At 44.3% G+C, this 18141-nt stretch carries 15 protein-coding genes and 1 pseudogene; 15 read left to right on the top strand and 1 reads right to left on the bottom strand.

Annotated elements, in window-relative coordinates; all coding sequences use genetic code 11:
- From BMZ06_RS18740 to BMZ06_RS18690, 12 genes and pseudogenes are all read left to right on the top strand, one after another.
- Window positions 1-225 (top strand): annotated as a pseudogene (locus BMZ06_RS18740) (group II intron maturase-specific domain-containing protein); the annotation flags it as partial.
- A gap of 877 nt (window positions 226-1102) precedes the next feature.
- Window positions 1103-2098, top strand: coding sequence for a TAXI family TRAP transporter solute-binding subunit (locus BMZ06_RS18735; RefSeq protein WP_089754492.1), 996 nt, complete (start codon window positions 1103-1105; stop codon window positions 2096-2098).
- A 38-nt stretch (window positions 2099-2136) separates the two neighbouring features.
- Complete coding sequence (locus BMZ06_RS18730; RefSeq protein WP_089754490.1) at window positions 2137-2625, top strand: DUF1850 domain-containing protein; 489 nt, start codon at window positions 2137-2139, stop codon at window positions 2623-2625.
- Between the two features lie 7 nt (window positions 2626-2632).
- Window positions 2633-4786, top strand: a complete 2154-nt coding sequence (locus tag BMZ06_RS18725; protein ID WP_089754489.1) for a TRAP transporter permease — start codon at window positions 2633-2635, stop codon at window positions 4784-4786.
- A gap of 16 nt (window positions 4787-4802) precedes the next feature.
- Entirely contained in the window at window positions 4803-5681 is an 879-nt protein-coding gene (locus tag BMZ06_RS18720; RefSeq protein WP_089754486.1) for a fumarylacetoacetate hydrolase family protein, read from the top strand.
- 5 nt (window positions 5682-5686) lie between these two features.
- Complete coding sequence (locus BMZ06_RS18715) at window positions 5687-6478, top strand: SDR family oxidoreductase (protein WP_089754484.1); 792 nt, start codon at window positions 5687-5689, stop codon at window positions 6476-6478.
- 306 nt (window positions 6479-6784) lie between these two features.
- The gene (locus BMZ06_RS18710; protein ID WP_089754482.1) at window positions 6785-7999 is read left to right on the top strand and encodes a C40 family peptidase; all 1215 of its coding nucleotides are present in this window, start codon (window positions 6785-6787) and stop codon (window positions 7997-7999) included.
- A 77-nt stretch (window positions 8000-8076) separates the two neighbouring features.
- The gene (locus BMZ06_RS20875) at window positions 8077-8244 is read left to right on the top strand and encodes a hypothetical protein (protein ID WP_175477931.1); all 168 of its coding nucleotides are present in this window, start codon (window positions 8077-8079) and stop codon (window positions 8242-8244) included.
- 728 nt (window positions 8245-8972) lie between these two features.
- A complete protein-coding gene (locus BMZ06_RS18705; RefSeq protein WP_089754481.1) occupies window positions 8973-9497 on the top strand; it encodes a GNAT family N-acetyltransferase in 525 nt (174 codons plus the stop codon).
- Between the two features lie 70 nt (window positions 9498-9567).
- The gene (gene purU / locus BMZ06_RS18700) at window positions 9568-10467 is read left to right on the top strand and encodes a formyltetrahydrofolate deformylase (RefSeq protein WP_089754478.1); all 900 of its coding nucleotides are present in this window, start codon (window positions 9568-9570) and stop codon (window positions 10465-10467) included.
- Between the two features lie 94 nt (window positions 10468-10561).
- The gene (gene galU / locus BMZ06_RS18695; RefSeq protein WP_089754477.1) at window positions 10562-11446 is read left to right on the top strand and encodes a UTP--glucose-1-phosphate uridylyltransferase GalU; all 885 of its coding nucleotides are present in this window, start codon (window positions 10562-10564) and stop codon (window positions 11444-11446) included.
- Window positions 11447-11697: 251 nt separating this feature from the next.
- Window positions 11698-12384: a toxin regulator gene (locus BMZ06_RS18690; protein ID WP_245756043.1), complete on the top strand. Its 687-nt coding sequence runs from the start codon at window positions 11698-11700 to the stop codon at window positions 12382-12384.
- Window positions 12385-12467: 83 nt separating this feature from the next.
- On the opposite strand, the gene BMZ06_RS18685 is transcribed toward BMZ06_RS18690, so the two are convergent.
- Entirely contained in the window at window positions 12468-14108 is a 1641-nt protein-coding gene (locus tag BMZ06_RS18685) for a PucR family transcriptional regulator (RefSeq protein ID WP_089754473.1), read from the bottom strand.
- A gap of 844 nt (window positions 14109-14952) precedes the next feature.
- Between BMZ06_RS18685 and BMZ06_RS18675 the strand changes: the two genes are divergently transcribed.
- From BMZ06_RS18675 to BMZ06_RS18665, 3 genes are read left to right on the top strand one after another with little or no spacing between them, the layout of a single operon-like run.
- A complete protein-coding gene (locus BMZ06_RS18675; RefSeq protein ID WP_089754469.1) occupies window positions 14953-16320 on the top strand; it encodes an aspartate aminotransferase family protein in 1368 nt (455 codons plus the stop codon).
- Between the two features lie 11 nt (window positions 16321-16331).
- A complete protein-coding gene (locus tag BMZ06_RS18670; protein ID WP_089754467.1) occupies window positions 16332-17033 on the top strand; it encodes a CoA transferase subunit A in 702 nt (233 codons plus the stop codon).
- Window positions 17018-17680 carry a 3-oxoacid CoA-transferase subunit B gene (locus BMZ06_RS18665; protein WP_089754465.1) on the top strand — a complete coding sequence of 221 codons (663 nt, stop codon included), beginning with the start codon at window positions 17018-17020 and terminating at the stop codon, window positions 17678-17680. The genes BMZ06_RS18670 and BMZ06_RS18665 overlap by 16 nt, the downstream gene beginning before the upstream one ends.
- Window positions 17681-18141: the final 461 nt, after the last annotated feature.

Below are 18141 nucleotides of genomic sequence, written 5' to 3'. Positions count from 1 at the left end.
GAATGGTTGAGGAGAAGGCTCCGGATGATTCGATGGAAAGAATGGAAATTGCCTAAGACAAAAGTGAATAATTTAATAGCATTGGGAGTGACAAAGGCGAAAGCCTTCGAATGGGGAAATACAAGAAAAGGCTACTGGCGTATAGCCAGTAGCCCAATTCTCCATCGCACACTCAATGACCATTATTGGCAACGTATGGGTTTGAAATCATTGAATGCACGTTGAATTTTATGAAACCGCCGTATACGGAACCGTACGTACGGTGGTGTGAGAGGACGGAGGTTAGTCACCTCCTCCTACTCGATTTTCTCTTTGTTAGATTCCCATGTTGATCTTACAGTAAAGCTCCCGTTACTAGAAGACTCGATTTCGAGACTTTTGTGGAAATTAGGTCCTGCGGGGGACGATTTCGCTTTCCGGCCCTGCACGACGCAGGGTCGTTCGACATTGCCACACGAGGTGGCGTTCTTAGTTGAACCTCTTATGTGGTAAGCTTCCTCAGGCTTCGCCTTCCGGGATCTTACCGATCATGTTCATCCCACAGGAGTCTACATCGTCCCCCTCCGGACCTTGCGATATATGGAGCTTGAAATCACTTAAGACATCGTCAGCTTTATGAAAGAAATCATGGGATTATGATCATTCTATAACGATGAAAAGTCCTGTTATACAAGCATTTATGCTTAATTGAGAAGGAGTTCATTCTCTCGTGTAGAAGGGTCCGTTTTGCTCCTGTAGCAGGGCTGGTGGGGAAATGGCGAGACTCCCATGGAAGAAGGGACTAGGTGAGATCCCGCAGGGAGTGAAACGAGAGAGGAAGCTCACCGTTCCCCCATAGGAAAGCGAGTTATTTCCCCACCAGCCCTCTTCCACATAGAATAGCGGACCCAATTTATCTCGAAACTGAGTCTTCAACTAACCGGCCCTATAATTTAATAAGTTTTATATGAAAATCAACAATATTTTTTAATTGCTCCTTTATTTTTGTGCACTACGTGACCAAAAAGACCAAAATGTCCAATATGTTCATAATATTCTAAAAATAATATGAAAGCGTTACCATTAAATTTAGAAATTGAAATTCAGAAACGGAGGATAAAAAATGTTTAAAAAATTAGTATTTTTGCTGGCACTTGCTTCGGTGATGGTATTAGCTGCCTGTGGAGGAGACGGGGGCTCGGAAGAAACTTCTGGATCAGGCGGATCGGATTCAAAATCTATCGTCCTTGGAACAGGGGGGACTTCAGGAACATACTACCCGATTGGCGGAGCCTTAAAGCCAGTTTTTGAAGAAAGCGACAGCATTGATAATGTAACGGTCGAATCGACCGGAGCGTCTGTAGCCAATATCCAAAACATCCAGGATCAATTAAACCAGATGGCGATTATTATGAGTGATGTCGGATATGAAGCTATTGAAGGCAATGGACAATTCGATGGGAATCCAGTTGATGTTCAGGCCATGGCCGGCATGTACCAGAACGTGGTGCAGGTCGTTGCCCTAAAAGACAGCGGCATTCAATCCATAGAAGATTTGAAAGGTAAAAAAGTTGGCGTTGGAAAAGTCGGTTCTGGTGTAGAGCAAAGCGCGAAGAAAGTTTTGGAAGCGGTTGGACTGACTTATGATGATTTATCGAAGGTAACTCACACGGGTTACGCAGATAGTGTACAGGAAATGAAAAATGGAAACCTGGATGCGGCTTTCTTTACCTCAGGTGTACCGAACAGCAATATTACAGATCTTCAGCAGCAAACAGATATTAATTTTGTAGAAATTAAAGGAGAAACAGCTAAGAAGCTGATGGATAAATATCCTTTCTACAAAGCAAATAAAATTGAAGCTGGAAACGAAGCCAAATATAACTTAGACAACCCTGTGGAAACTGTAGGGATTCAGAATATGATTATTGTTTCTCCAGATTTAAGTGAAGATGTGGTATATGACCTGACGAAGCGTTACTACGAATATTTGGGTACAGAAGGCGTTTCAGTAGGTGCGTTGAAACAGCTTGACCGTGATGAAATTGCGAAGGATTTAGTGGCCCCTCTTCACCCGGGAGCTAAGAAGTTCTATGAAGAACAGGGCATTTTAGAGTAAGGGACATAGGGCATCTATTCGGTGCCCTTTTTTATACGATGAAATGGAAATTCATTACGATCGCGGCTGTCACTCTTTTTGTTGTCGTCTTTCTCGAAGTTGTCCAGATTCCACTCTTTGTGATTGAGGCAGAAGGGGAAGCTGAACATGTCTTCTGGTATAGGGAAGATGCAGAATTCTCCGTTCGATGGACACATTCGGTGGAAAAAGAAGACTGGGAAGAAATGTTTGCACTTGAAGATGAGATGATTGAACTGACAGCCACCCGTTTTAAGACCTTTGGAGCGGGAGTGCCGAATGATGCGGGTGAAGACACCTTCCTCAAAGATGGATGGGTCTATATGACAGGCATCACTCAAACGATTGGGAAAGAACTAGCCTTACGGACAGGAAGGGAGACGAACCACCGTGTGATATATGAGCATCACCGCCTGGACCTTAAGAAGAATCATTCCTATCGAATCAAGGTCGACCGTTCTTCCATTTGGAAGGGCATCAAAACTTATATTTCAGTAAAGCTGAGGTGAGGGAAAAGTGAAGAAAAAAGCAAAACAGGCAGAAGATTATGACCGCGAAAGTACCACCCGGGAAAACTTGGCCAAACCGGTGGCCTTGACGATATCCGTCCTTGCGATTGCTTTATCCTTGTTTCATTTATATACCTCTTACGCCGGATCGCTTGTAGATATTAAGCAGCGGAGTATCCACTTATACACATTAATGACCCTTGGATTTTTACTCTATCCTTTTGTAAGGAAAAAAGGGGGCAAAGGAATTCCATTTTACGACTACATAACGGCCGCTCTTTCGCTGTTTGTAGCGGTATATATGTTTGTTACTGCCGAAAGGATCATCCAGTCCGGTGGCCAAATTAATGACATGGACTTTTATGTCGGTATTCTGGTTATCGTGCTCCTATTTGATATTACCCGGAGAGTAACAGGCTGGGGACTCTCTTTATTAGGGCTTGGATTTCTTATATACGGATTTTACGTGAAACTATCGGTTTATCCGGTTCTCAATATGAACACGATCACTGGAGTGGGGAAACAGATTATCTCTCAGCTTGTGTTTATTACAGAGGGCGTACTCGGTACTGCCATTGGGGTATCAGCTAGTTATATCATTTTATTTATTTTATTTGGTGCTTTCCTGGGCCGATCTGGCATGGGCAAATTATTTAATGACCTTGCCTTAGCCGTCGCGGGTCATACGAAAGGCGGCCCGGCCAAAGTAGCCGTAATTGCCAGCGGCTTCTTAGGTTCCATCAATGGATCAGCGATTGCGAACGTAGTTACAACAGGAACCTTTACCATCCCTTTGATGAAAAAAATCGGCTACAATAAGAACTTTGCCGGAGCTGTCGAATCAGCAGCGAGTGTCGGAGGTCAGATTTTACCACCGATTATGGGAGCCGCTGCCTTCATCATGGCTGAGAACTTAAATGTAGCTTACACAAAAATTATTCTCGCTGGAATTATTCCCGCGCTTCTGTTTTATATCGGAATTCTTCTGCAGGTTCACTTTCGTGCCGCCAAACGCGGTTTAAAAGGATTGCCAAAAAGTGAACTGCCTTCGTTAAAAGGTGTAATTGTTGAACGCGGGCATTTAATCATTCCCATGCTTACACTGCTTTATTTACTTTTCTCAGGTAAAACACCTTTTTATGCGGCTTTCTGGTCCATTATTGCGACCGTTGTAATTGCAGGATCTAAGCGCATGCTCCCAATTATCACGGCAATTGCTCTCTTCCTGATTTTTCAGCCGCAGTTGTCTGCAATTCTTACCGGCAGCTCGCTTCCGAATGTTAGAAGTGACTGGTGGGAACTGCTCATTATTCTAGTCGTACCGCTTCTCATTAATGTATGGAGAAAACGACTTAAAATTGAGGGGGAAGAAGTAGGTGTTAAGGATTGTCTGCAAGCTCTTGAAGACGGGGCACGTACGACTGTTCCAGTAGCCATTGCCTGCGGGGCTGTAGGAATTGTGGTAGGAATCGCATCCTTAACCGGTGTGGCCCTGGAAATTGCCAACAGTATTGTCAATATCGGAAGCGCCGTGAACAGCCCGCTGATTCAATTGCTCATCACACTTGTGCTTACTATGATCACATCGATCATTTTAGGAATGGGACTGCCTAGTATCCCAACCTATATTATTACGAGTACGATGGCAGCACCTATTCTGCTGCAGCTTCCTCTGTACCGTGAAATCGCCGGTTCCACGGAAACGGCAACCTTTGTAGCACACATGTTTGTCTTTTACTTTGGTATTTTTGCGAACATCACACCGCCCGTTGCCCTGGCGGCCTTTGCCGGAGCAGGTGTTGCCGGAGGGAACCCAAACAAAACTGGTTTCCAGGCTATGAAGCTTGCGATTGCTGGGTTTATCGTACCATTCATGTTTGTGTTCTCCCACGAGATGCTTATGGTCGATGCAAACATTATGAACATCTTAGTGATTGCTGTAACATCCCTGATCGGTGTGTTCTTGTTATCGATTATGGCCGAAGGGTATTTGAAGAAAAGTGTGCCTGGGTGGATGCGTGCGCTGTCTGGGGTCGGGGCCATGCTCCTGATTTACCCAGGATTTATAACTGATGTGATTGGTCTGGTCGTATTTGCTCTTGTACTTGCGGTGAATTTTAGAAAAACAAACGAAATCCAGCAGGAACGATCGGCCCTTTAATGAAAGGAGAAAGGATATGCGCTTTTTAACAATTGAACAAGAGGGAATAGAAACAGCAGCCGTTCTCGATGAAGAAAGGAACGTGGTAACTGTTCAGGCTATTAATGAGCAGATGGATAAGGCGTGGCCAACAGATCTATATGAGCTTCTGCAATCCGAGAGCTTTGAACGATTTAAAAACTGGTGGAATAAGCTTTCAAAACAGGAGAAAGAATCGTTAGACATAGCGGAGAAGTATAGCGTAGGTCCCCTCTATCGCCGTCCAAGAAAAATTTGGGGAATCGGACTGAACTATGTGGACCATGCGTCAGATCTTGAAGAGCAGGCACCGCAAAAAGAACCTGCCAGTTTTATGAAGCCGGACACGACCATTATCGGCCATGAAGATCTCATATGTATTCCCTCTCAATCCGAGCGAACGACCGGAGAAGCGGAATTAGGTATCGTAATTGGGCAAACCTGCAAAGATGTTCCAGAGGAAGAAGCAGATCAAGTGATCGCAGGGTATACCACCGTAATTGATATGACTGCTGAGGATATTTTAAAACGAAATCCCAGATATTTGACCCGAGCAAAGAGCTTCGATACTTTTTTTAGCTTCGGTCCTGAGCTTATTACTCCTGAAGAAATCGAAGACGTAAGGAAGCTGAATGTAACGACGGTCATTAACGGCCGGTCCCACCGTACAAATAAAGTTAATAATATGACGTTTGACCCTGATTATCTCGTATCTTTTCATTCCAAGGTGATGACCTTGCTATCAGGTGATATTATCTCAACCGGGACACCGGGAGCTGTAGTGATTAGAGATGGGGACGTAATCGAATGTCACATTGATGGATTTACGACTCTGCGAAATTCAGTGAAAGACTTAAAAGATAACGAGAAAGGATGAAATAGATGGATCTCCACTTAAAAGATAAATCTGTTATCGTATTTGCTTCTAGCAAGGGATTAGGAAAAGCGATCAGCACTGAATTTGCGAAAGAAGGCGCAAAGGTACTTATATCAAGCCGCAGCGAGGCAGAACTGGAAAAGGCAAAAGCTGAAATTAAAGAAGTTAGCAGCAATCCGAATGTAGAATATCAAGTTTGTGACGTAACTAATAAATCGCATATCGAACAGCTTGTTCAAAAAGCCGTGGAGCTGAACGGAACCGTAGATGTGCTCATTAACAATGCAGGCGGTCCCCCGGCTGGAACGTTTGATCACTTCTCTGATGAAGATTGGCAGCAGGCGTTTGAGCTCAATTTACTCAGTTTTACCAGAACGATTCGCGAAGTGCTGCCGTCTATGCGAGAGCAGAAGAGTGGAAGAATACTGAACATCGCTTCTTCATCAATTAAGCAGACGCTGGATAATTTGATTTTGTCGAACACTTTCCGGGCTGGAATCGTTGGACTGTCGAAAAGTCTATCTCAGGAACTCGCCCCTGATAATATTTTAATTAATACGGTCGGGCCTGGCCGGATTGCGACTGACCGTGTTGCTTCCTTAGATAAAAAGCGGGCGGAGCAAGCGGGGATTTCTGAGGAAGAAGTTAGAGAGAAAGCTGAGCAGAACATTCCGCTCGGTCGTTACGGAGAGCCGGAAGAATTTGCGAAAGCGGTGGTTTTTCTGGCATCGGGTGCAAATACGTATTTGACCGGTCAATCGCTTGTGATTGATGGCGGGCTGGTCAAAGCTCTATAAATAAAGAGGAGAAAAGACTGTCTCGGTGGAGACGGTCTTTTTTTGGTATAGGTAAGCGTAATCATTCAGAAATGAAGGAAGCTTAGTTCTATCGGGGGTTATTCCTTGATGCAAAACGAACAAACGGATTTAATCTCCTGTCTCATTTATCCGAAATGACAGGTAGAGACTCTTTATCTTTTCCCCATTATAGATCTTCTAAGAACTACCGAGAGCATTGGCCGGACAGATTAGTAAACTTTCCTAGCAATCTTTGGTAAAATTTTCATCAACACACTAGCCTTACATTTAAAAGGAGGCCAATAATTGCGCAAGCATCGTGGTAAATGGATAACAGCCATCATTCTCATGGTTATCAGTTTGATTGTGTGGCAGTTTTCCGAAGATAATCGTGAAAAGCATCCGCTTGTAGAAGAAGCGGAAATTTATATAGGCGTCGATTATGAGCAGGGAGGTGCTTCTCCAAAGCAAGGGTTCGATAGCTCTGGATTTATTCAATATATATTCCAGCAAGTCCTGGAATTTGAACTTCCGCGAACGCTTGAGCAGCAGAAGAATATGGGGGAGCAGGTAGAGCGCGATTCTTTGCAGGAGGGTGATGTGCTCTTTTTCAGTAAAGACGATGAAGGGCTTTCCCATGCGGCGATCTATATGGGAAAAGACCAGATTATTCACCCTACCGTTTCGTCTGGAGTGGAAGTGACGTCTTTTGAGGGCGACAGCTACTGGAGTGAAAATTTCGAACTGGCTAGAAGAATAACAGATGCTCCGGAGATTGCAAGAGAGGAAGATGTTGTACAAACAGCCCTTCAGTATCTTGGAGTCCCCTATCTTTTTGGTGGGGAAACGCCAGAAGCATTTGATTGTTCCGGACTCATTCAGTATGTATTTGAGGAAGCGAAAGGGATTTACCTCCCCCGATCTACTGACCAGCAGTGGCAGGTGGGGGAAAAGGTAGATGTAGAGAACATCCAACCTGGTGATGTCATCTTTTTCAGCGACACATACCGGGACGGAATTTCTCATAATGGTATTTACATTGGAGGAGGTCGATTTCTTCATGCCTCACGTACCCAGGAAGTCACGATCTCTTATCTAAGCGGGGAATACTGGCAGGAAAAATTCACTGGAGTAAAACGATTTGAAGATCTGACGATTCCCAGGGAAGATCCTATTGTTTCAGAAGCCACTAAATATATTGGAGAAGTGCCCTATCAAAAAGATGGAACCACACCCGCCGGCTTTGATACAGCAGGGTTCGTCGAATATGTTATGGAACAGGAAGGCATGTCGTTTCCTCGTCATGCAGAAGAACAATGGGAGGTTGGTGAACCTGTAGAAAAAGATGATCTTCAGCCTGGCGACGTTGTATTTTTCAAGGACGATTACCTGAATCCGGCTTTCTATATCGGCAATCATCAAATCGTTCATGTAACCTTAGCCGAAGGTGTGGAAGTGACGAACTTGAAGTCAAACGAATACTGGGCACCGAAATATCACGGAGCGAAGCGGGTCGACTAGCTCTTGCTTTGCGTATAAACGGAGGCATGGTACTCCGTGTTCAACGATGGTCGACTTCTTCTAAGAGGAGTGGGTTTGTGTATCTTGCCATAACGATTATATCGATCAGTCTCCTGATTCTTATGGTATACGGGTTTCGCGGCTTATTGTTTTCAAGCAAGCCAGAAAACCTTAAAGTGCTGATAGGGGTTTTTGTCTTTTTGCCACTGATCATTTTAACGATCTTAGTAGCTGCCTTCCTGTAGAGAAGAAGGGATATTAATCATTCACAAGCTTATTAAGTTATAGGGCCGGATAGTTGAAGCCTCCGTTTCGAGATATCTTGTTTCCGTTGCCCATATAGAGAGGGGCTGGCTACGGAAACAACTCGCTTTCCTGCGCCCCTACACGACATAGGGTCGATCGACATTGCCACAGGACGTGGCGACTTTAGTCGATCTTCCTTTTACCATGAGCCTCGGTCGCTGTCACTCCCTGTGGGGTCTCGCCTAGCTCCTTCTCCCGCGGGAGTGTCCTTGTTTCCTTCGCCACCCTATGATTGAAGCATGAACGGACCCTTCTATAGGCGATAGAGGGGGGCTTGATCTGCCTCAAATGCTTCTATAGCAGAAGTTATACACACGTACACGATTACTACTTGAAGTTTATCTCCATCATAAACGGCGCGTTTCGAATGAGTTTTCGAGCTCCATATATCGCAAGATCCGGAGGTGGACGATGTAGACTCCTGCGGGATGAACATGATCGGTAAGATCCCGCAGGGCTGTTAAGCCCGAGGAAGCCTCAGCACTTAAGAGGTTCGACTAAGAACGCCACCTCGTGTGGCAACGTCGAACGACCCTGCGTCGTGCAGGGCCGGAAAGCGAAATCGTCCCCCGGAGGACCTAATTCTCACAAATGTCTCGAATTCAAGTATTCAAGTAATGGGAGCTTTTCTGAAACCATCAAAAAAAGGAAAGGGGTTAAGGATTAGATGAATGAGGAATTGTATTTAGTCAAACCTACTGTTGAGTTAGAAAAGGAGTACCTATCTTTCTATAACGAATGGCTGGAGAGTGGTGAAAAAATGGTGCCCTGGGTCATTAAAAAGAATCCAGTGCCCTTCGGAGAAATGGTTCAATATTTAATCAATCAAGAGAATGGAGTGAAACTGCCGGAAGGGCGGGTGCCAACTTCTACCTACTGGCTGATTAACACTGAAAAGAAAATACTTGGAGTCGTTAATATTCGTCACGATCTAACTGAGCTGCTTCGGAATAGTGGCGGCCATATCGGGTACGGTATCCGGCCTTCAGAAAGAAGAAAGGGATACGCAAGTAAGCTTCTGGAGCTATCTCTTGAGAAAGCGAACGGCTTAGGAATAAACGAGGCCCTTGTTGTATGTGATGAATGGAATACAGCCTCTTTTAACACCATTCTCAATAACGGTGGAAATCCTGATGAAGACTACATAGAAGAAGATGGAAATGTGTTAAAAAGGTTCTGGTTGAAAAAATAATGCTTACCTTTTCAATCGAATCACCCTCCTCTATAATGAAGGAAACAATGAATAAAAGGTGAGGTAGTCTATGTCTTCATACAACAACGAACAAATCCAGCAATACTTAACTAATAATCAAAATAAAGCACGGCTGTTGGTCAGCTGCAGCGACCAGCCAGGCATCGTTTCAGCCATTTCTACATTTTTGTTCGAACAGGGAGCAAATATTGTGGAATCCAGTCAATATACAACGGATCCAAGCGAGGGTACGTTTTTCCTGCGGATCGTATTTGAATCCCCTGGTATGAAAGAAAAGGAAGAGGAAATCAGAGAAGCTTTCAACGATATTGGCGAGCAATTTTCAATGAAGTGGAAGCTCACTTTTTTATCCAACTTAAAGAAAACAGCGATTTTTGCTTCTAAAGAAGTTCACTGTCTAAGGGAGCTTCTTTACCAATGGGAGAGCGGCGACTTGATGACTGACATTGCTCTTGTGATTAGTAACCATGAAACTGGAAGGGAAATTGTGGAGTCATTTGGGATTCCGTTTTACTATATTCCAGCAAATAAAGATATTCGAAAAGAAGTCGAAGCTGAGCAGCTGAAGCTCTTAGAAGAGTATGAGGTGGACGTGATTGTTCTTGCTCGTTATATGCAGATTTTAACGCCGGATTTCGTGGCGGCGCATCCATCCAAGATTATCAACATTCACCACTCGTTCCTGCCGGCGTTTATCGGAGCAAGCCCGCACAAGCGTGCTTACGAGCGCGGCGTTAAGCTGATAGGCGCCACTTCTCATTATGTCACAGATGATCTGGATGAAGGGCCGATAATAGAACAGGATGTGATCCGGGTCGATCACCGGAACGGCGTGCGAGATTTAAAGAAAAAAGGGCGTTTAATTGAGCGAAGTGTGCTAACCCGGGCGGTTAAGTGGGATATTGAAGACCGGGTCATTGTGCATGAAAATAAAACGATTGTATTTTAAGTCTTTTTTACCATAAAAAATTCAGTTTGTTATAATCTGCCTTTTAAATTATACTAAAGTTAGACAAAATTCATATTAAAGGTGGAATAAATGAATGGGGAAAATAAAAAAAGCGATTATTCCGGCAGCAGGGTTGGGGACAAGGTTTCTCCCTGCGACAAAAGCCATGCCGAAAGAAATGCTGCCAATTGTAGATAAACCAACTATTCAATACATAGTGGAAGAAGCAATTAAATCCGGCATTGAGGATATTATTATCGTGACAGGTAAAGGGAAGCGTGCGATTGAAGACCATTTCGATAAAAACTTCGAATTGGAAGACAACTTAATGAGCAAAGAGAAATTTGAAATGCTCGACAAGGTGAACGAAACCTCGAATGTAGATATTCACTACATTCGTCAAAAAGAGCCTAAAGGTCTGGGACATGCTGTGTGGTGTGCCCGTAAGTTCATTGGAGATGAACCGTTCGCCGTTCTTCTAGGTGATGACATCATCCGCTCGGAAGAACCGGGACTGAAGCAGTTGATGGATCAATATGAAGAGACGCGCTCTTCTGTTATTGGAGTTCAGCAAGTAGAAGAGGATCAGACGCATCGTTATGGGATTATAGACCCTGAAAATAAAAATGGCCGTTTGTACGGCGTGAAAAATTTCGTAGAGAAACCTCCTAAAGGGCAGGCGCCATCTAACCTTGCGATCATGGGGCGCTACGTTCTTACACCGGAGATTATGATGTATCTGGATAAGCAAGAGAAAGGGGCCGGCGACGAAGTTCAGTTAACGGATGCCATCCAGCGCCTGAATACGATTCAACGCGTGTTTGCTTATGACTTTGAAGGGGCCCGCTACGATGTGGGTGAGAAGCTCGGCTTTATCAAAACCACCATTGAAATTGCATTGGAACGTGAGGACTTGAAAGACGATGTGATGGAATTAATTACTGAGCTGGTAGAGTCTCATGAGAAAGTGAAAAGTTAATTTTATGTGGAAAGGCTGTCTCTTTGGAGGCAGCCTTTTTTGTTTTCTCTATTATAGACTATGATAGATTTTTAATATTACCGAACAACCTGATCCCTTTATCGTTGTGGCCCCCATTATTTTAAACCTATTTTACCCCTCAGATTTAACTGAGCGTTTTATTGAAGATAAGTATTTAAATGTGGAATTCCTCGGATGTTAGCCGATAATACTATAGAATCATTAAGTCTTTAGTCTTAGGGGGATGAATTTTGGAAACAAAAAAGAAAAAGAAAAAAGTCTGGTTGTGGATTAGCGGCAGTGCTATTGTAATTTTTATTATGATTGGGATGGCTTCTGGAAATACTGCCGAAAGTGAAAGTCTTAATAATAAAGTCGTCTCACTAGAAGAAGAGGTCAATCAAAAAGATCAAACTATCGCAGAACTTGAAGCTAAATTAGCAGAAGCAGAGCCATGGTTTAAACTAAGTGAAAAAGAGAAAGAACGGAAGTTAGCTGAAGAGAAGAAAAAGCAGGAAGCTGAAGAAGCAGCAGCTGAAAAGAAAGCCGCCGAAGAAAAAGCAAAGCAGGAAGCTGAAGAAGAGAAAGCAAGGAAAGAGGCGGAGGAAGAAGCTAAGAAAGGGTACGAGACAGGTAACACGTTTGAACAATTAGCCCGCACACCTGATGATTATGAAGGAGAAAAGGTTAAGCTTTCAGGTAAAGTTATTCAAGTGATTGAAGCAGAAGGAGAAGAAACACAATTAAGGATTGCCGTTGATGATGATTATGATCAAGTCATCTTTGTTTCTTATGATTCCGGTATTATTAATTCACGCATATTAGAAGATGACAAGATTACAATAATGGGAATTTCGCTTGGTCTCTTAACCTATGAATCGACCATGGGTGGAGAGATTACTGTTCCCGCTATTGCTGTGGATCAGATTGAGCAATAGTGTATAAACAATATCTTCAGGAGAGGGCTGGGTTCCGTTTTATGGGAACCCAGCCTTTATTCAAGCGGCTGATTATATTTTCATTATTGCTGATAATATTGCTCCAATTTATAGGCTGCCATCGCCAGCTGAAGCTTTAACCGGTCATCGGCTGAATCCAGATGATAGCCGCTTCGCTCCTCAATAAGGTTTAAACGATATTTCAAGGTGTGACGGTGGATGAACAGCTCTGATGCAGTCGCCTGAATATGGTTGTTATGTTTAAAGAAAGCTTCGAGTGTGTGAATAAGATCAATGCCCTGTTTACTCTTAATTAATAAGTTGCCTATTTGCTCCTCGTAGAACTGTTTGAGACTGAGTCCGGCTTCTTTCATTTGAAGCAGTAAGTGAAAGGAAGCCAGGTCGTCATAATGGATGATTTCTTTCTCCATAAATAGGAGGGTATGAAGGTCGGCTGCATATTCAGCTTCTACAGCACTCTGATTCAGCAGGCTGACCTCTGCATATGTTCTGCCAACCCCGACCGTGACATGAGTTCGCGGCAGCTTTTGTTTCCATAAACGATGTAAGATCCCGGCTGTCTTAAGGCTATCCTGTTTCCAGTTTTTATTTCTTCCCTCTTTCACTTCAAAAAGAATCATTAACCCTTCGAGCCGTTCTCTAATTACAAACTGGCGGTCCTGCTTCTCCAATTCCGTGCGAGCAAGATCGTTAAGAAGATCCATGCTTTTCTTAAAGTGACTGCTGTCTTTAATGTTTTCCAGTTTTACGTAAAGGATGGCCTGACTCAGGGAGAGATCAAATCCTAGTTTCTTTCCCCGTTCCAACGCCATCGAGGAAGTTTGAAAATTCTTGTTGATCAGCTGCTCGAGAAACTCTCCCCGGAGCCGGTGCTGGGTTTGTAAAACGGCCTCTTCTTTCAAGTATTCAATGGCAAACACGGCAGCGGCATGCTCCAGCGTACTTATATGAAGCTCGCTCCATTCATCAAGTTCTTTAATAGCAATCAGGCACCCGTAGTTTTTTTCATTAGCCGAAATAGGGTAGAAGAGAATCTTAAATCTATGCAGCTCCAGCTCTAAGGGCTGCCTTTTTAACTGGCACTTTTCTGATAGGTCTTTGTAAGGTAAAGCATCATGATGCACTATGAGTTCTGTTTCATCAATTCTGATCGATTCATGCTTCTGCACAGAATAGGAAAGTTCACCTGACTCATCAATGATAAATATAGAGGTGCCGGTTAAAAGAGAAAGTCGATCAGAAATGCTGGGCTTTCCTTCGTTTTTTACCACGAGCTGGGTTAATTGTTTATGAAAATCCAGAGACGACGAGATTAACTCCATTTGTTTATTAACAATCTGTTCTAAAATACTTTTTGTAATACTGGAAAAGTTGAGATCGGTAGGAAGTTCGATTAAAGGCAGATCATTATGGTTCGCTATATCCTTAAACGCCTGAGGAATATCCTTTAGATAAAAACCGGTGTAGATGGCTGCGCCAGATAGTTTCTTCATGGCCAATAGCTTTTGAAAATGCTCACTATGCTCATCCAATCCATATCCAGTGGTAACTAAAAATTCCCCTTCCTGAAGCCGGCTGATGTCTTCAATGACCTCAACGGTTGTCACCCATTTAATCAAGTTATGGGTGCCGCCTTGTCCTGCGATGAGCCTCGCTGACGAGAGACCCGGAAGCCGTAAAGCTTCGTAAACCGTAATGCTCACGTTTATATCCCCCTTCTTTCACCACTCTGTATAAAGATCCATTCATTCATCTTTTCTAAAGGCTTTGTTAACCCTCAATGTTGATTTTAAGGTAAAGCTCCAGTTTCAGTAAGACTCAGTTTCGAGATATTTAGGTGGAGAGGAAAGTCCTTCGGGGGATGATTTCGCTTTCCGTGGGAATGCGCGGAGCCTCCTCAGACTTCGCCTTCCGGGGTCTCCCCTGTCATTTTTATCCCACAGGAGTCTACATCATCCCCCCTCAGGACCTTGCCGAATCAGATGATCGAAACCATTTAAGACATCGACGGATTGATGAGAAAAAAGCTTGTGATAATGAAGCTATTTCATGCTATAACAATGTGAAATAGCTTGTCATAAAAGCATTTAGGACCGATAAGAAGGAGTGCAATCTCTCCTGTAAAAGTGTCCGTGGGCTGGTGGGGAAATGGGGAGACTCCCATGGGAGAAGGGACTAGGTGAGATCCCGCAGGGAGTGAAACGAGCGAGGAAGCTCCCCGTTCCCCCATAGGAAAGCGAGTTATTTCCCCACCAGCCCCTTCTCATATCGTAACGGACTCAATTTATCTTGAATCTGAGTCTTCAACAAACCGGCCCTGTTGCGTAACAAGCCTTTTATGAAAAATCAACAATAAACTTTAACTGAGCCTTTCTAAAAATAGATAATCCTTTTATTTATTATACAAAGCGTACAATAAAAAAGGTGTGAATTACATGATAAAGACGAATATAAATGAACAGTAAATTAACATAAACTATATGTAATAGTAATCTTTTACAACAATGTGAATGGAGTAAGTTGTGGTATTGGGAGGGAGGCAGAAAAATGAACGATTCATGGTTGATTAAGCCGGCGTTTGAAGACGTTTATCCAGTAGCTGCATATGGGGAGGGGGTCTTCATATATGACGAGCATGGTAACAAATATTTAGATGGTTCCTCTGGAGCGGTTACCGCAAGTATCGGTCATGCCGTGCCTGAGATTGTGGAGGCGGTGACTGAACAGGCAAGGAATATTTCCTTTGTTTACCGTTCTCAGTTCACTTCCCAACCAGCTGAGAAGCTGGCGGAAAAATTAAATGATCTTGCTTTTGGTGCGGACGATCCCTATTATTCTTTTTTTGTAAATAGTGGATCGGAAGCAAATGAAACGGCCTTGAAAATTGCTGTGCAGTATTGGCAGGAGCAAGGGATGCACCAGAAGCATAAAATCATTTCACGCTGGACCAGTTACCACGGGATCACCATGGGGGCACTTTCCATGTCAGGCCATACGGAACGAAGGAAACGGTTTACACCAATGTTAGAAGATTATCCAGGTATTTCGCCCCCCTACTGCTACCGGCGGCCCACTCAGGAGTCTTGCAGCGATTATGAAATAAAATGTGCGGATGAACTGGACGCAGCCATTCGCCAGACTGGTGCTGAACAGGTCGCAGCGTTCATAGCGGAACCCATTATAGGGGCAGCTGGAGGAGTCATTGTTCCTTCTGTTGAGTACTACAAACGGATTAAAGAAATTTGTGACCATCATCAGGTGTTATTTATTGCTGATGAAGTCATGACAGGAATTGGCCGGACCGGAAAAATGTTCGCAATGGAGCATTACGGAGTTAAGCCGGATATTCTTACACTTGGAAAAGGAATGAGTGCAGGCTATACACCAATCGCCGCCGCTCTTATCCACGGGCGGGTATTGGGACCAATACGTAAAGGGTCAAAAGCGATTATCGGAGGTCATACCTACAGTGCCAACCCCCAGTCTTCGGCTGCAGCTCTAGCTGTTATCACCTTTATCGAAAAACACCAGCTGGTCTCTCGTTCCGCTGAAAACGGTGAGTATTTAGTAAATCAGTTGAGAAATATGGCACTTACGACGCCGATCGTTGGAGATGTACGCGGGAAAGGGTTACTGATAGGAATTGAATTTGTTTCTCATTTGTTTACAAAGACGCCATTCCCTAAACATTTGAACCTGACCCGGCTCGTGGTTGAAAAAGCCAGGGATAAAGGACTGTTGATTTACCCCTCTTCAGCAGGAATTGAAGGAGGCGACGGAGATGCTATTATTGTCTCTCCTCCATTAACGATCAATAAGCAGGAAATGGACACTTTAGTAAAGCTGCTTCAAGAGTCTATTCAAGAAGTTCAACGAGATTTGATGCTGAAGGGATACATGGATTCGACTGGATAGGAGGAGTGAAGATGCAAAAAGGTACGCAAAAATCCGTGAATAAATTAGGAACTAGAGATGAAGCTTTGTTCCATATTCATGATAGCAGCACGCTGATGTTCGGTGGTTTTGGAGGTATCGGAAACCCGCCAACGTTAATTGAAGCCATTTTAGAAAAGGGAATCAAGGATCTTACACTGATAGGAAATGATGCTGCTTTTCCTGATATCGGCATCGGCCGTATTGTTAGCCGGGGGCTTGCGACAAAGCTCATTGCCTCACACATCGGCTCCAATCCTGTGGCGGGTCAATTAATGACGGATGGAAAGTTAGAGGTGGAATTCTCTCCGCAGGGCACACTAGCTGAGCGAATCCGAGCGGGCGGTGTAGGTTTGAAAGGGATTTTAGTGGATGTAGGACTTGGAAGTATGGTGGAAGAGGGGAAACAAAAGGTAATGGTTGATGGAAAAACGTGCCTTCTAGAAACACCACTCAGAGCTGAAGTTTCCATTGTCTATGCAAAAAAAGCAGACACTTTTGGCAACCTTGTGTACGATACAAGTGCCAGAAATACGAGCCCTCTTGTTGCTATGGCAGGGGACTACACGATTGCGGAGGTCGAAGAGATCGTCCCTGCAGGTGAATTAGATCCTGAATGCGTGGTAACACCCGGGATTTTCGTTGATTTGATTATTCAAAGTAAAGGGGTGAACTGGACATGGGCATGGGAGTAGATCTTCGCAATCGAATGGCCAGGCGGGCGGCCAAGGAAATAGAACCCGGGATGATCGTCAATCTGGGAATTGGTATACCTTCCCTCGTTTCCAATCATATCCCGGCTGATATGCAGGTCATGTTCCAAGCGGAGAACGGAGTACTTGGCATGGGAGAGTCTCCTGAAGAGGGAGAGGAAAACCCAATGCTCTGCAATGCAGCTGGTTTTCCAGTAAGTATCGTACCGGGTGCTTCTTATTTTGACAGCGCGACCGCCTTTGGCATTATTCGATCAGGAAATCTGGATATTACTATTTTAGGAGGTCTGGAAGTCAGCGAACAGGGGGATCTGGCGAACTGGATTGTGCCGGGAAAACGGGTGCCGGGGATCGGCGGAGCCATGGAGCTTGCACAAAAAGCTAAGAAGGTCATTGTACTGATGAGCCATGTAAACAAGCATGGAGAACCCAAAATAGTACCCGAGTGCCATCTCCCTTTAACGGCTAAAGCCTGTGTGGATATCATTATCACCGACCGGGCTGTTATAGAGGTCACGGAGGAAGGACTTTTGTTAAAAGAAGTGATGGCACCTTATACAGCTGACGATGTAATGAAGAATACAGATGTTCCTCTGCAGTTGTCTGAACAAGTCACCACCTTATCGTGATGGATTTTTTTAAAAGGCTTATTAAGCTATAGGGCCGGGTAGTTGAAGACTCGAATTCGAGATATTGTGTGGAGAAGGGGCTCCAGGGAACGACTCGCTTTCCGCGGGCATGCGCTGAGTCTCCTCAGGCTGGCGCCTTCCGGGGCCTCACCTGTCATGTTTATCCCGCAGGAGTCTTCGCCGTTCCCTTCCGCCCCTTTTGCGATTATTGAGAGCTCGAAGTTCTCTGAGGATCACCTATAATCCACCTTGATTTTTACTATTTGTTTACGTGTAGGAACCCTGTTATAGAAGCATTTAAAGCACATACAGCTTGGCTCCTATCTTCTATAGCAGGGTCTGTTCACTAAATATCGTTGGGGTGGCGGAGGAAACGACGAGACTCCCGCGGGAGAAGGAGCTAGGCGAGACCCCACAAGGAGTTAACGACTGAGGAGGCTTGCCAGTTCCCCCGCAGGAAA

The sequence above is a fragment of the Halobacillus alkaliphilus genome (genome assembly GCF_900113125.1).
Lineage (GTDB): Bacteria > Bacillota > Bacilli > Bacillales > Halobacillaceae > Halobacillus > Halobacillus alkaliphilus.
Note: the sequence above shows the minus strand (reverse complement) of the source record. Positions and strands in the feature narration are given on the sequence as shown.

What these genes read in the sequence shown, in the direction of transcription:
- BMZ06_RS18735 (WP_089754492.1), top strand. Translation starts at nt 1,103, where the DNA reads ATGTTTAAAAAATTAGTATTTTTGCTGGCACTTGCTTCGGTGATGGTA.
- BMZ06_RS18730 (WP_089754490.1), top strand. Translation starts at nt 2,137, where the DNA reads ATGAAATGGAAATTCATTACGATCGCGGCTGTCACTCTTTTTGTTGTC.
- BMZ06_RS18720 (WP_089754486.1), top strand. Translation starts at nt 4,803, where the DNA reads ATGCGCTTTTTAACAATTGAACAAGAGGGAATAGAAACAGCAGCCGTT.
- BMZ06_RS18715 (WP_089754484.1), top strand. Translation starts at nt 5,687, where the DNA reads ATGGATCTCCACTTAAAAGATAAATCTGTTATCGTATTTGCTTCTAGC.
- BMZ06_RS18705 (WP_089754481.1), top strand. Translation starts at nt 8,973, where the DNA reads ATGAATGAGGAATTGTATTTAGTCAAACCTACTGTTGAGTTAGAAAAG.
- purU (WP_089754478.1), top strand. Translation starts at nt 9,568, where the DNA reads ATGTCTTCATACAACAACGAACAAATCCAGCAATACTTAACTAATAAT.
- galU (WP_089754477.1), top strand. Translation starts at nt 10,562, where the DNA reads ATGGGGAAAATAAAAAAAGCGATTATTCCGGCAGCAGGGTTGGGGACA.
- BMZ06_RS18675 (WP_089754469.1), top strand. Translation starts at nt 14,953, where the DNA reads ATGAACGATTCATGGTTGATTAAGCCGGCGTTTGAAGACGTTTATCCA.
- BMZ06_RS18670 (WP_089754467.1), top strand. Translation starts at nt 16,332, where the DNA reads ATGCAAAAAGGTACGCAAAAATCCGTGAATAAATTAGGAACTAGAGAT.
- BMZ06_RS18665 (WP_089754465.1), top strand. Translation starts at nt 17,018, where the DNA reads ATGGGCATGGGAGTAGATCTTCGCAATCGAATGGCCAGGCGGGCGGCC.